The sequence below is a fragment of the Novosphingobium sp. NDB2Meth1 genome (assembly GCF_900117425.1).
Taxonomy (GTDB): Bacteria; Pseudomonadota; Alphaproteobacteria; order Sphingomonadales; family Sphingomonadaceae; genus Novosphingobium.
The window spans coordinates 250,784-264,637 of sequence record NZ_FPEH01000032.1 but is presented as its reverse complement, the minus strand read 5'-3'; the positions used below and the strand labels follow the sequence as shown (position 1 = coordinate 264,637).

Annotated in this window: 10 protein-coding genes; 6 read left to right on the top strand and 4 right to left on the bottom strand. The window is 61.4% G+C overall.

Annotated features, from left to right (window positions below; translation table 11 throughout):
* The first annotated feature begins 39 nt into the window (after positions 1-39).
* Entirely contained in the window at positions 40-597 is a 558-nt protein-coding gene (locus NDB2M1_RS19415; RefSeq protein WP_072384420.1) for a fasciclin domain-containing protein, read from the top strand.
* A gap of 254 nt (positions 598-851) precedes the next feature.
* Here NDB2M1_RS19415 and NDB2M1_RS19410 read toward each other — a convergent pair whose 3' ends face one another.
* From NDB2M1_RS19410 to NDB2M1_RS19400, 3 genes are all read right to left on the bottom strand, one after another.
* The gene (locus NDB2M1_RS19410) at positions 852-1,691 is read right to left on the bottom strand and encodes a transporter (RefSeq protein ID WP_072384697.1); all 840 of its coding nucleotides are present in this window, start codon (positions 1,689-1,691) and stop codon (positions 852-854) included.
* A gap of 76 nt (positions 1,692-1,767) precedes the next feature.
* Positions 1,768-2,523 (bottom strand): anti-sigma factor family protein, encoded by a 756-nt coding sequence (locus NDB2M1_RS19405; RefSeq protein ID WP_072384419.1) that lies wholly within the window; start codon positions 2,521-2,523, stop codon positions 1,768-1,770.
* The gene (locus tag NDB2M1_RS19400) at positions 2,520-2,942 is read right to left on the bottom strand and encodes an RNA polymerase sigma factor (protein WP_253185959.1); all 423 of its coding nucleotides are present in this window, start codon (positions 2,940-2,942) and stop codon (positions 2,520-2,522) included. Before NDB2M1_RS19400 ends, NDB2M1_RS19405 begins: the two co-directional genes overlap by 4 nt.
* Before the next feature lie 184 nt (positions 2,943-3,126).
* Between NDB2M1_RS19400 and NDB2M1_RS19395 the strand changes: the two genes are divergently transcribed.
* From NDB2M1_RS19395 to NDB2M1_RS19385, 3 genes are all read left to right on the top strand, one after another.
* Positions 3,127-4,314, top strand: coding sequence for a S8 family serine peptidase (locus NDB2M1_RS19395; protein WP_253185958.1), 1,188 nt, complete (start codon positions 3,127-3,129; stop codon positions 4,312-4,314).
* Positions 4,315-4,413: 99 nt separating this feature from the next.
* Positions 4,414-5,331: a hypothetical protein gene (locus tag NDB2M1_RS19390; protein WP_072384416.1), complete on the top strand. Its 918-nt coding sequence runs from the start codon at positions 4,414-4,416 to the stop codon at positions 5,329-5,331.
* A gap of 786 nt (positions 5,332-6,117) precedes the next feature.
* Positions 6,118-6,573 (top strand): thermonuclease family protein, encoded by a 456-nt coding sequence (locus NDB2M1_RS19385; RefSeq protein WP_083554990.1) that lies wholly within the window; start codon positions 6,118-6,120, stop codon positions 6,571-6,573.
* A gap of 31 nt (positions 6,574-6,604) precedes the next feature.
* Here NDB2M1_RS19385 and NDB2M1_RS19380 read toward each other — a convergent pair whose 3' ends face one another.
* Positions 6,605-8,548, bottom strand: a complete 1,944-nt coding sequence (locus tag NDB2M1_RS19380) for a DUF2075 domain-containing protein (RefSeq protein WP_072384415.1) — start codon at positions 8,546-8,548, stop codon at positions 6,605-6,607.
* A 353-nt stretch (positions 8,549-8,901) separates the two neighbouring features.
* Here NDB2M1_RS19380 and NDB2M1_RS23220 point away from each other — a divergent pair, with 353 nt between their 5' ends.
* Positions 8,902-12,225, top strand: a complete 3,324-nt coding sequence (locus tag NDB2M1_RS23220) for a ScoMcrA-related endonuclease (RefSeq protein WP_072384414.1) — start codon at positions 8,902-8,904, stop codon at positions 12,223-12,225.
* A complete protein-coding gene (locus NDB2M1_RS19370) occupies positions 12,222-13,571 on the top strand; it encodes an McrC family protein (RefSeq protein WP_072384413.1) in 1,350 nt (449 codons plus the stop codon). The genes NDB2M1_RS23220 and NDB2M1_RS19370 overlap by 4 nt, the downstream gene beginning before the upstream one ends.
* Positions 13,572-13,854 lie beyond the last annotated feature (283 nt).

Sequence of the window (13,854 nt, the reverse complement as noted above, 5' to 3'; positions counted from 1 at the left end):
CGAACAAACGGTGGTGACATGACAGGAGATATTCCGCGTATGCGCAGGTTCCACAAGATCGCCGCGATCACCGCTCTGGCTATCGCCCCGCTGACTGCAATGGCCGGCGAGGCGCTGGCCAACCCCATGGTCGGAGGGGCAGCGATGTACAGCACCAAGACCATCGTCGATAATGCGGTCAACTCGAAGGACCACACAACCCTGGTTGCCGCCGTCAAGGCCGCCGGCCTCGTCGAGACGCTCGCCGGTTCCGGGCCCTTCACGGTGTTCGCGCCGACCAACGCCGCGTTTGCGAAGCTGCCTAAAGGCACGGTCGAAACGCTGCTCAAGCCGGAAAACAAGGGCACGCTCACTGCTGTACTTACGTATCACGTTGTCGCTGGCCGCATGACGAGCCGTGACATTGCCAAGGCGATCAAGGCCGGCCACGGCCGCGCGAAGCTGACAACGGTCCAGGGCGAACCGCTGACAGCTACGATGCATGGCAAGATGCTCATGCTGACCGACGCAAAGGGCGGTCAGGCCATGGTGACAATTGCCAATGTCATGCAATCGAACGGCGTGATCCACGTCGTCGATGCCGTGCTGATGCCCTGATTGAGCCTCTAACGCCGCGGGAACCCGCAGCCGAAACTTCAAGGCTGCGGGTTCTTGTCTGCAGCAACAAGTCACTCGGCAACACAGCCTGGGGCATGCCGAAAATCTTTAGCTCCAGCGGAGCAAAGGCGTCTGCTCGGTGATGCGGTTGCGGAAGGTGCACGGCGAGGTCTCGCATCCAATGCCGGTTTCAACGGAGCGCCATTCGTGACTTTTCACCTCCACTCTGCGCGATGCATTCAGGCGCCAGGGTCCTAGAAACTGGCACCTAGGCGCAGGCCCAGTTTCACATCGGGGGCGCCTCGGCTCAGCCCGGCATCACCCTGCAGCCCCAGTTGCAGCTTTTTCCCGATGCCAACGCCGACCCCAAGGCCGATGCTTTGCCGGTCGGCGAGAGATCGCGCGGGGGATTGCTCGTAGGAATAGCTGACGACCGCCGAGGCGCGCGACGAAAGCGCGACGCGTGTTCCGGCCGAGGCGGCGAAGGTGTTGCGCACCGCGAAGCCTTCCGGTTTGCCAACAAAGGTATAGCCCGCCGCCGCAAACGGGGTAATGCCGCCCCGCAGCGGTCGTGCGATTTGCGCATTCACCGCATAGTCGACCTTGCCCGTGCCAAGGCCCTTGGTACGCGAGGCAGTCGGCAGCTTCACCCCGGCGCCAATCGAGGCGATGAAACCCGCCGCTGGCAGGTCGTATGCAGCTTCGATCGCCGCATCGCCAATCCCTTCGCGCCGGGTCCGCACCGTCTGGCTGGTGCTGCTGCCCAACAGCGGGGTTCCGAACAGGCCGCCCTGGCTGACGACCACGTCGACCGGAGCGGTTGTCCGGATGTAAGGTATGGCCGCCGCCAGTCGTACACGCCCCCTGCGCAGGCCGACGCCAATCTTCGCCGAGGCGGTTTCGACCTTCGCGCCGGTTCCGTATGTGCCCTGCTCGTAATCGACGCCGCCAAAGACTTCGGCAGAGCTATCATGCCGCGCCGACACTTCAGGGCCCGACGCCGATAGATTGCGAGCATCCCGCGCTTCTGCCGGCGTGGCCAAGGGCAGAACAAGGACGACGGTCAGAACGCTGAAATTGATGAGCTTTTGCATGCTTGCCTCCACGAGATAGCGGCCTTGATGGCCGGGTCTTCGTGGCGACAACGAACGCCGTGCGCAGCTTAATCCATCAGTTCTGCGCCTTGCGCCAGCCGCGCGCCTTTGCGTCCTGCTCCTGCGCAGCATCCAGCGCACCATCAGGCGCCATGTCCTGCACCATGGCCATTAACGCGGCATCGGCGCTGCCCGCCTGCCGGTAGTCGTTCGATTGACCGGCAGCAGCGCCCATGACTTTGCGCAGTTGCCAGCCCCGGTCATCGCGGCAGGCGATGCCGGCCTCGACCTTGCCACTGAACGCGCGGCAGTACGTGCCGGTGCTGTCCCGAAAGCTAAGCAGGATGCGCGTCGATGCTGTCCCGGAAGGGTCTGCAGACAGTTGACTGCCGAGCGCTTCCGCAAGCTGGCCCGAGGCATACCCCGGACCGGTGGCGGAAGGAACCTCCCGGTCACCGAGCCTTGGCAACACGACAGCCAGAACGAGCGAGGCCGCGAGAGCAGGAGCTGCGATCCAGGCCCAGCGCCGCCAGGTACCTTGCTGCTGACGCGCAGTAGCATCCGCTTGCCGCTTCGCCCGCTCACTCCGCGCTGCGGCGAAATCGATCACTTGCCCTTGCGGCGCCGTCAATGCCGCCGTCAGCCGCTCGGGGATCGGCGCATCCATGATCGGGGCAAAGTGAGCGGAAAGCTGCTCCCGAAGCGCCCGGTGCTGTGCGACCTTGCGCGCAAGATCCGCGTCTTGCGCTACGAGCTCGGCAATTGCCAGTGCCTCCGCTTCCGGCAATTCGCCATCGGCATAGGCCGCAAGCTGTTCGGGGGTGATCGTCATGCTGTGGTCCCAAGCAAAGTGAGCAAAGCATCGCGGCCGCGCACGAGGCGCGAGTTGAGCGTGCCGACCGGGCAGCCGACGATCTCGGCGGCTTCCTTGTAGGAATAGCCCTCGACCATCACCAGCAGCACCGCCTCGCGCTGTTCCGCCGGAAGGCGGGCCAGCGCGCGGTCGATGTTGCCGAGTTCGACGACAGCTTCCTGATCGCCGCTGGCACCTTCGGCCGCGCCGTTTTCCTCGTCCACGAAGGTCTGCCACCGGCGCGAACGGGCACGGGTTTCGTCAATCCAGATGTTGCGCATGATCCTGAACATCCAGCTGTCGAGCCGCGTCCCCTCCTGCCACTGATCCCGGCGGACGAGCGCGCGCTCGATGGTCATCTGGCACAGATCGTCGCCATCGGCTTGATCGCGCGCCAACCCCACCGCAAACCGCCGCAAGCGCGGCAGGAGCGTCAGGACCTGCGATTCGAAGCGTTCGGCCAGCTTTCTGCCCTTTCATGGATGTAACGACCGGCCCCCTTCGTTTAATCCGCAGTTCAGCCGAAAGAATCAAGGCTTCCCCACTATGCACCTGCGCTTGCTTGCATCCCTGACGCTGGCCGTGGCTGCCGCTCCGGCGGCAGCCCAACTTGGCCTGCCTGGCATCGACCAGACACTTGGCCAGGTCAAAGGCACGCTCGGCGGCCTGGTCGATCGAACGGTGGGCGAGAGCCTCGATACGGTGCAACGCCTTGCCTCGGTCAGAACCCTGCGGTTGGAGGCGCTGGTGCGCGATCACCGCGATGCGATCGAGTTCGATGCCGATGCACAGCCCGCGCGGCGCAGTGAGCTCCTCCTTGAAAGCGCCGATGATGCGTCCATCGCGCGGGCGCTGCAGGCGGGCTTTACGGTCATCGCCCGCGAGGATGTTCCCGACCTTGGCCTCTCAGTTGTTCGCCTTGCGGTTCCCGCAGGCCAGTCGCTCGCCCACGCGCAGCGGGAATTGCGCGGCCTGCTTCCGGGGGCGATCATTGCTGCAGACCAGCTCTACTTTGCATCCGGCACTGCTGCGGTGGGCCCTGTCGGCAAGGCCGGGATGCCCACGACAGCGGTGTCGACACGGATCGGGATGATCGACGGGGCACCCGGGCCATCCGCACCTGTCTCGGCCCTGCGCGGCTTCGCCCGCGGCGCGCCGCTCGCCAGCGATCACGGCAGCGCGGTCGTCTCGTTGCTGCGGCAGGCGGGCGCAGCCAACATCGTCGCGGCTGATGTCTATGGCACCGACCCGGCAGGCGGCAACGCCATGGCGATCGCGCAGGCGCTCGGCTGGATGATCGCGCAGCAGGCGCGGGTCGTTTCGATCAGCCTTGTCGGCCCGCGCAATCCGGTGCTGGAGCGGGCGATCAAGGCAATCCAGACACGCGGTGCCGTGGTGGTGGCGGCCGTTGGCAACGATGGCCCGGCCGCGCCGCCATCGTTTCCCGCATCCTATCCCGGCGTGCTGGCGGTGACAGCGGTCGATGGGCGCGATCGGGCGTTGATCGAAGCAGGCCGGGCGCTGCATCTCGATTATGCCGCACCGGGCGCCGACATGCTCGCAGCCAATGCCGCCGGGGCCTGGAAGCCCGTGCGCGGCACGTCGTTCGCGGCGCCTCTGGTCGCCGTACGGACGGCGCATGCCTTGTCCGACGCGGGCGCGGGGTGGCAGGCGGAGCTTGACGGTGAAGCGCGTGATCTTGGTCGCCGCGGACCGGATCCCGTCTTTGGCCGCGGGCTCGTCTGCGGCCTTTGCCGCCGCACCCGATAAAAAATTTCGGCGTCGATGCATTAAACCGGAAATTCCATCCGTTCCCCTTGCACGCGGCACGAAGTGATCGTGTCCGCACCGGAACGAAAGGGAATTGCCATGAAGATTCTTCTCGCATCGACCACCGCGCTGCTGCTCACCATCGTACCTGCGCATGCCCAGCTGATTGGCGGCGGCGGCGCGCTTGGCGGCACGCTGGGCGGCACATTGGGCGGCACCCTCCAAGGCCCCGGCAGCCTTGGTTCAACGATGGACAGCGTCCGCTCGCCCGTCGATACCGTGGGTACCGCGACGCGGTCGACCGCCCGGTCCAGCGCCCGCACCGCCGGCAGCCAAAACGTCAATTCGAAGAACGGCACAGTCCATGCCGATCGTAGCGCGAATGCCGGTCTGACCGGTGCCGTCGCGCAAGCGGTTGCCACACCGGCGCAGACCATGTCGGCCAGCGGATCAGGGCGCGCCTCGGGCCGAGCCGCAGGCAGCGCGGATGCGCAGCTTATCGGCACCGATGCCCTCATCCAGACCGCCACGGGCGCGCTTAATACGGCCCGCAGCACGGCGTCCGATGCTGCCATGACCGCACGCGGCAGCGCCGGTGTGATCGGCTCGTCAGCGCGGCAGACTGCAGGCTCGACAAGCGGTGCGGCTAACGGATCGGCGGGCGGCAGCGCCAGTGGTCTGCTGTCCGGCGCTTCGGGCAATCTGGCCGCTGCAGGCAGTCTGGCTGCGGCTGGCGACGGCGCCTTTTCCGTGAGCCGCGGCATGAGCGTCCTTGGCCCTGACGGGAACCGCCTCGGCAAGGTCCGCAGCGTGATTGCGGACACGCATGGCGAGGTTCAGGCCGTCCTCGTCAAGGTCGATGGTACGACGGCCACTTTGCCAGCCGCCAATTTCTCGGGCGAGGGCAATGCGCTCGTTTCGGCGATGGGCAAGAGCCAGATCAAGCAGCAGCAGGCCGCCGCAAAGAGCTCGGCACCCAAGAAAAGCGCGCCAGCGCGCTCCACGAACCGGAACTGACATCGTGACGAGACCTCGCTGCTGCGGAATTACTGCGACAGCGAGGTCTCCCAGTATCGGTTGCAAGTAGGAGCCTTGGCAACATTTTGAGGCGCTAGTTTGCCGGAGGGACGCTAACCGAACCAAGTCTCCTCGTCCAAATGCGACCTTTCCACCAGGCGGCGGAACCACAAGTAGTTATGAATGTATCTCAATAAAATCATCGGGTAAAGCGCACGTTGACATCCTTCGCGCTAAGTCTTTCCAATGACCACCCATGACTTTGCAAATAACTGGCGTTGTGCGAATGCGCCCAATACGGTGTGGTCCACCACGGCTATGACAGCTTCTGGCAAAAACTGCCGCACTCCTATACGTTGTCTATGACTAGATCTGGTCGGTATCTGCCGCTTTCGGCACCTTACAATACCAACGACCGTGCGGTCCTTCCGTCGCGACCGGTTAACTGGCAGGCTGCTAGCAAAGACACATCCGCCACTGTTCCACCTAATGCTAACACGATCTCTGTTTATCGGAGCTTGCCGAAATTCTCTTTTGGCTTGCGCTTCTTCACAATCACATTCCCCCTTGATCTTGTGCCACTCAGAGGAGGAGCGGATCGGTCGAAGAAACCCGTTTGGCTTGAAGCCAGCCAAAGCATCATGCCATCAAAGCGTCGTGGCCCCTGTTGAACCCCTACCTAGAGCTGCGAAGAATCAATAGGCACTCAAAGGTTGCCGCCAAATCACGGCGCTACAGCGCGAACAAGGTGTTGTCACAGGCTTCCGCCGCTGGAATAGAGAGACCATGGGGGATGTAGTCCGATTCCGAAAAGGCCCGAAGAAACGAGGCAGTAACCTCAAGCTGCTCGTCTTCCTCGGACTTTTCTTCTCTACGGCGGCGGGCATACTCTGGGCGTTAGACCATCGTTCCGGTCAGGCCACCATTGACTGCAGAACAGCCAGCGTGATCGATGGGGACACCTTTAGCTGCGATGGCGTTCGTATCCGCTTAGCAGGCATCGACGCACCGGAACTGCCAGGCCATTGCCGGCCAGGACGTCGATGTGCCCCTGGTGATCCTTATGCAAGCACAGAGCACCTCAGGAAGCTTCTGCAAGCAGCACCAGTTGAGTGCAGAAAGATCGATACGGATTCATATGGCAGAACTGTTGCTAGGTGCACTGCTGACCACATCGACCTCTCCTGCCGACAACTGAACGATGGTTACGCTATCAGGCGGTACACGCTGCTCACCTGCTAGGCTGGTAGTATTGCTGTGCACACCAAACCTTTCAGGATGGCAGATCTGAAAAGCCGCAGTCCGACAGGAAAGCATAAATCGCGTCATAGTTCGCACGCGCACGAGTTGCGTCTTCGGTTGAACCTTCCGGCACAAACACAACCATACCCTGGCGGCCGCGAGTCAAAAGCACGCGGTATGCATTTGCTACATAGGCTTTGCGCGCCTCATCGTTCACTGCCTGCCACCGCGTGCCCTTGAACTGAAGCGCATGCCATTGATCGCCGTCTCGCCGGTAGTTGGCGTCCCAGCATACGCAGGTCCAATCAAGCTCCAGGCCCTGCACATCAAACTCCGTCGCCGCATCCTCGAGAGCATCGGATGCACGCACATCATCGCTGGGGGCTAAGAACCACTTGGCAGGCTCAATTTTGGCCTTCACGAAAACGCCATGAGGCTTAAGGCGCGCTGCGTTGGATGATGCCAGCAGCCCTGCGCGTTCTGCTCCGCGCCGCTTCTGCCGAAGCCACCGGCGGGCCTGCTCCAAATCCCGGGTGATGTGCAGCGGGAAGCTGTTCAGTGCTGCTTTGACTTGCCGGGCCGCTGCAGAGTCACCAGCGATTACGTGTCCGACGAAATCCGATAGACGCTCAGCGCGAAATGACCGAAGTGAAGTTGCCAAGTGCAGCGCCGGCGCGGTCACCTCGTCAGCCAAATGGCAGGAATGGGCGAGGCTATCGGGGATGTGTGCCTGCCAATGTCGGAAGCTGCGCTCCAAGGCTCTGAGCCATTCCTCAATGCCTGCCTCGCCGGTATTGATCTCTTGGCCCCCGCCAACAAGGCAGATGATCGCGCACCAATCGTCGTGCCGATCCATGACTGAGAGCAGAAACTCGGGCTCGGACATGGAAAAGCCGAGTTGACCCTTCTTCTGCTGCATGAACTTTGAGGTTTGCTCGACGTCCCAGGCCCGCTGGGCCTCATCGAACACCGCGACCTTCTCGACTGGGGCGTTGCGCGTTGCCAGAGCATCATCACGGAAGTGGTGAATATTCTGAATGAAGGCGGCTGCCCGCCGATCCTCTTGGGTTTTTGACGTGATCGTGCCTGCTTCTCGCGCCCTTGCAACCGCATCTAGCGCTAACGCCTCGCTAAGCACATCGACCAGCGGTCCATTTCCCGAAAGAAACACCGCATGCTCGTCGCGGTGGGCGCGCTGTCTGGCGGTCGCAAGGTTGAGCCCAGCGAGCGTTTTTCCAGAACCAGGGACGCCAGTGATGAAGCAGATGATCTTGCGCCGATCGCGTTTGGCCGCCTCGATCGCGCTCGCCACGTAGTCTGCCGTATGCGTCAGATTCTCTGCACCGGCTTCCGACCGCGAGATCTCCTCGACTGCATGGCCGCGGTATAGCGCCTGCGCCGCTTCAACGATCGTTGGTGTGGGACGATAGCGACCATTCTCCCAGGCGGTCGCGTCGATCGGCGGTGATGTGTGCTCTTGGCAGATGCGTTGTATGGCCGGAAGAAGGCCATCAGCATTGACGCCGAGCGGGCGCGCAAGGCGATCAGCATCCCATTGGAGATTGCGGCCATCATCATTAGCCGCATGCGTTGCAACCAAGATCGGGACGATCGGCAGACCGTGGCTGCTCTCATGAAAGTGCTTGAGGTCCAGACCGTAGCCGTAGACCTGATCGAAGCTCGACCGGTCGTACAGACGGGCGCCAAGCTTATACTCGATCACGAAGACGATGCCGCCATGTAGCAGAACTAAATCAGCCCGGCGGCCCATCCGCGGGATCAGGAACTCCAAAAAAGCATGGGCCTCGGGCAAGCCTTGGGCGAGCTGCCGCAAGTGACCGATTTGGTATTCCCACGCAGTGCGCTGCGCTGGCTCCAATGCGAATGGCAGGCGCGAGGCTAGGCGGCCGAATAGTTCGGCGTTGCTAAGGTTGGCGACAGCTTTTGTGGGCAGAGAGATATATGCACGGTCCATGGTTGAGATGTGCCCACATATTCTGGCACCGGCAACCACCCTGAAAAGCAAGCGATGAGACGGACAAAGAGCTCGTCACCAAGATTATGCTACACACCCCGAAACCGTCCTTCTCTATCGAGAAAGAGAGGTTTAGGCTGGGTTAGCCCGTCATTGATCGCCTCTTACTCTCCGCCCCTTGACAGATCCCGCATGACTACAAGCATTGTCACAGCAAGACACGGAAGAACTTGAAATGCTCTATAGCGGGCGCGCCAATCAACGAACCAGAGGTACATGCAACTCGGCGCAATATCAGTGGACCGCCCGAGGTTGGTCAATACATTGGCCTTGGTGACTGAGGAGGGCAGTTCGTGAGGGAAGCGGAGTTTTCGGCATGGCTGCGGGCCGGTGGCGCGCAGTCGGAAAAGGCGATTGATGGTCGCATTGCTTCGCTTCGGCGTATTGAACGCAATCTCGATGCAATGGGCTTCAGCGGCGAGACGCTCGAAGAAATCTACGCTCAAGATCAGTTCGCAGGCCTCCTCGAGAAGCTCAGCGATCTGCGTGCGGACGCTCGAGGCGGCGGCTTAGAATTCCGATTGCTTTTACCTGAGTCCAATGCAGGCGATCGGCGCCTGTCCTACTGGCAAAGCTGGCTCAAACGCTACGGCCGCTTCCTTGCCGGCGAAGTGGCATCGCAGGCGGTTGCCAATCCCGAACTCGACGCCTTTCTAAATCGCCTCTCACGTGAGGAAATCGAAGCTGCGATCGAGGAGTGTGATGAGCTCGGCGTTGACGAGTTCCTCCTTGCGCACAGCTTCGGTAAGCCGCGTCGCTGGATCCTCGATGAGGCAGGAGCGGACCGGTATCCTGCTAAAGCTGTCGTGGCAGCCGCGATCTCCTATTTGAGCGACGGCCCTGACCTCACTTCGCAGACTTTTTATCAGGGCTTTGGCGAGGACAAGGCATTCTCGAAGCTAGAAGAGCTTGGCTATGCGATTACTCCGCCTCTCACCACTGCTCCTGCCAATGCCGCGGTTGCAGGGCTGACACGCGATGCAGTCCTTGCGGCTATGGAAGAATGCGACAGCCTCGGCCTGGAGAACTTTCTCACGCTCTATGGCTTTGGCGTGCCCCGCGACTACTGGCTGGCTCATCCCGAGAATGACCATCGCTATCCCGCCAAAGCGATTGTCGGCGTTGCCCATCGTCACATGCCTGGCGGTAAGACAAAGCCCGGTTCCGACTTTAGTGGCGGTAACGGGCCTCAAGGGGCCAACACGATCCTGCGCAAGCTGGGCTTCGAGATCGTCGGAAGCGAAGAGATCTACACGCCGCCGCTTCGCATGTCAGACCAGATCCGGCAGCACGTTATCGAGGCTTACATCGATCCGGCGCGGACTCGAGGCGATAGTTATGTCGAGGTAGTGTCCGGAGATGTTCACCGGGAGATGGGGCTCGAGAACGCGATGCCAAATGTGTGTCAGGTTCTCGACGGGAAGATCCTTGCGGACGAAGCGGGCGTTGTCCTGATCAATCGCGAGGGTCCGCAGCGCAGCTCAACTGTCCGGTACCGCTTTCAGCTGGGGCGGAAGGTAGCCGATACGCCAATCTGGCTTGTTACGGCGCTCGAGGGCAAAGAAGATGGCCTCGCAGGCTTTGTCGAGCGAGGCGACTGGCACCTGCTCTATGACAGCGGCAGCAAAAACAATCGGATGGTCCGCGAGATGCAGCCGGGCGATCGGATCGTCATGCGCGATTTCCTCGCCAATCAGCGCAACCCGCCCTTCCCAACATTTGGTACGCCCGTCACAGCCATGCGCATTCGCGCCACTGGTGTTGTTACCAGAGCGAGCACTGACGGTCTTTCTGTCGGCGTGGATTGGACCGTTCTTCCGGAAGCTCGGCTATGGTGGCTCTACACCCACAACAGCACAATTTGGCGGTTGCCAATCAGCGATAGCGACATGGCGCAGCAGCTCGCCGCCTTCATTTTTAACGGGGCCGAACAAGACATGGCTTGGTTCTTGGCGAAGTGGGACTTCGCCGGACAGGCCCAGCAAGAGCAGGTTACGATGGCAGAACCAACGAACCTTATCCTCTATGGACCACCAGGCACGGGCAAGACCTATTCAACTGCTCGCGAGGCAGTGCGTCTGTGCGATGGCCAGGTCGATTTCCCCGATGACACAGCGGGCCGTATGGCCTTGATGGCGCGGTACCGCGCCTTGGTCGAGGCTAAGCGGATCGCGTTCGTTACCTTCCACCAGAACTTTGGCTATGAAGATTTTGTCGAAGGGCTTCGGCCGGTGACAGGGTTCGGCGAAGGTGTCTCGACATCCGGCGGCGGCTTTTCGCTCGAACCCCACGACGGCATCTTTAAGCAGATCGCGACCTTGGCCCAAGTCCCGGGCGTACCAAAGTCGGTCTCGATTGAGCCGTCAGCCTCCCCGCTTGTTGACGAGGACGTGACCATGTTTCGCATGTCGCTCGGCGATGCCAGTGATCCCCGATCCGCATGGGTCTTCGATCAATCTATCGCCGATGGCTGTGCAATCTTTGGTTTTGCAGATGTTGATTGGTCTGATCCCAAATTCGAAGATGCCGGTGAGATCTTGGCCGAACTGCAACGGCGGTTTCCCGAGGATAAGTACCACGCGGGTAATGGAGCGGTGGAGTCGACCAACCTCTTTCGCAACGTGCTCCAGCGGGGCGATGTGATCGTTGTTTCGCGGGGCCGATCGAAATTTCGCGCCATCGGCATCGTCGACGGAGATTACGAGTACGCCCCGCGCGAGACTTCGGGTTACCACCATCGCCGCAAGGTCAATTGGCTCTGGCACGATCCGGAAGGCCTCCCGACATCGATGCTGCGGGACCGCCAGTTCCCGATCAACACGATCAGTCGGCTCGACCCTGGCGAGCTGAACCTTGCCGTCATCGATAGGCTCATCAATGGCGGCATCGCGCAAGTGGTGCACCCACCACTTCTGCCGCATGTCCTCATCATTGATGAGATCAATCGGGCAAACATCTCCAAGGTGTTCGGCGAACTCATCACGCTGCTTGAGCCCGACAAACGCCTCGGCCAGCCTAACGCGCTGACCGTGCGCCTGCCTTACTCAAAGGCCGAATTCGGGGTGCCAGCGAACCTTCACATTATCGGAACCATGAACACCGCCGATCGCTCGATTGCGCTGCTCGATACGGCCTTGCGGCGGCGCTTCACCTTCCGAGAAATGGCGCCCGATCCTGCACTCTTGAAGCCCGTCGACGGGATCGATCTGAAACGCGTCCTGAATGTAATCAACCAGCGCATCGAATACCTCGTCGATCGCGAGCACCGGATTGGACATGCCTTTTTCATGGGGCTCACCTCACGCGAAGCGGTCGACGCGGTGATGCGCGACAAGGTGATCCCGCTCCTCCAGGAGTATTTCTTCGAGGATTGGAGCCGAATCCGTGCCGTGCTTGGAGACGGCTTCATTGGTGCACGCAAGCTCCAGCCGCCGCCCGGCATGAGCGGCCGCCCTCCGCTCGATACCTACTTCGTCCGCTGGAATGAACCAGCGTATCCGGATTCGTTCCCGACGGACGCATACGTTCGACTCCTGTCCGGCGATGAACCCTCACCGGCGGACCAAGCTGAGTCCGGCGACACCGACGAAGGCGATCCAGAAGACAATTTGGCATGACGCACCGAGCGGTGTCAGAATGGGGTGAGCTTCCCGTCAGCGCCAAGGGGTGTACGAAAGGCTTCTCGATCAAAGAGGCTGAAGCTCTCGTTGCCGCAGCGCGCGACCATCCGCTTGGTGGCGAGAAGGGTGCGGGCATCCTTTCCGATCATCGGCACTACCTTAAGGCGAAGCAAATGGTCGGCGTCATCTCGGCGCCTGGATGTAGCCTTGAGATACTGCCCAAAGTCGACCCTGAGGCGCCCGCTGAGGATGCACCAACGGTCAGGCGCCAGTTGGTCTCGCTGCTCGATCTCGCTCTCGACCTAGGTATAGGTGAAGGCGGGGTCCTCGCCATGGCGCACCAGGCCGAAAGCCTGCTCGAGATCCTGATCCGCCTCTTTGCTGACCGGCTTCTCGCAGAGACGCGCCGTGGCCTACCGCGCCAGTACATCGAGTGCGATGAAGACCTCCCCGTCTTGCGCGGACGTCTTGACGTTGCGCGCCAGTTCACCATCCACGCCGTTCGTCCCGATCGGCTGGCATGTCGGTACGACCTGCTCAGTTCGGACATCCCCTTGATGCAAGTCATGGCTGCAAGCGTCGTATTCTTGCGAGGTCAGGCACGCGCACCCACCACACAGCGCCTATTGGACGAGCTGCGCTATGCTTTTGCTGATGTCAGTCTTTTGCCGGTCTCGGCGCTGCCATGGCATAAGGTCCAGATCGACCGCACCAGCCGCCGCTGGGAGTCTCTCTTTCGCTTGGCCCGGCTGCTTGTCCGGCGCGAATGGCAAAGCACGCGGCATCAAACCCATGCGCACGATGGCATCACGCTGCTTTTTCCGATGGAGAAGCTCTTCGAAGACGCCGTCGCCGCGCTTCTGCGCCGAGCGCTGGCGGGTGCTTCTTGGGCTCGTGGGATAGAGGTCGTAGCGCAAGGTGGAGCCCGAAAGTGCCTTGGTGACTGGAATGACGACGCAGTGGCGGAAGGGAAGCACTTTGCGACGTTTCCCGACATACAGCTGAAGCGTGGACGGGAGGTTCTGGCGATCATCGACACCAAGTGGAAGCGGCTGGCGACCAATCCCCTAGATGCCAAACGCGGCGTGAGCCAATCAGACGTTTACCAGATGATGGCTTACGCGCGGCTCTACCACTGCGAAAGACTCATGCTCCTGTATCCTGACGTGCCCGGTTCGGAGCCAAACCAGGCACATCGATATGGAGTCCATGGCGGCCCTGAAATGCTCGCTCTGGGACGCGTTGACTTATCGGCGCCGGCAGACTTTGCGGCGCAATCGCTGCGCGAGACGGCAAAGCAATTACTGGCTGGATGCCAAGTGCCGCTTCGACGGATCATTTGAAATCCCAGTTGTTATAGCTTGCCTCAAATCAGCGGCGCAGATGTTCGAGCAGCAATATCCCAGCGCTATACCCGTATCCTGTCGTCGCATCCTTCCCGCGCGTCGAGAAAGCGGAAGCAAACTTACGAACGTCGACTGCTCGCCGAACCTTTAGCGAAGGGCGCATCCCGACCAACTCTCGCTATTCCCAGTTCGCGCGTGAATGGCAGTTTTCGGGAGCGAAGCCGAAATATGGGTCCGATACTGGATTAAACGAGTAAATAGGCAAGGCTAGCCGCAGCGG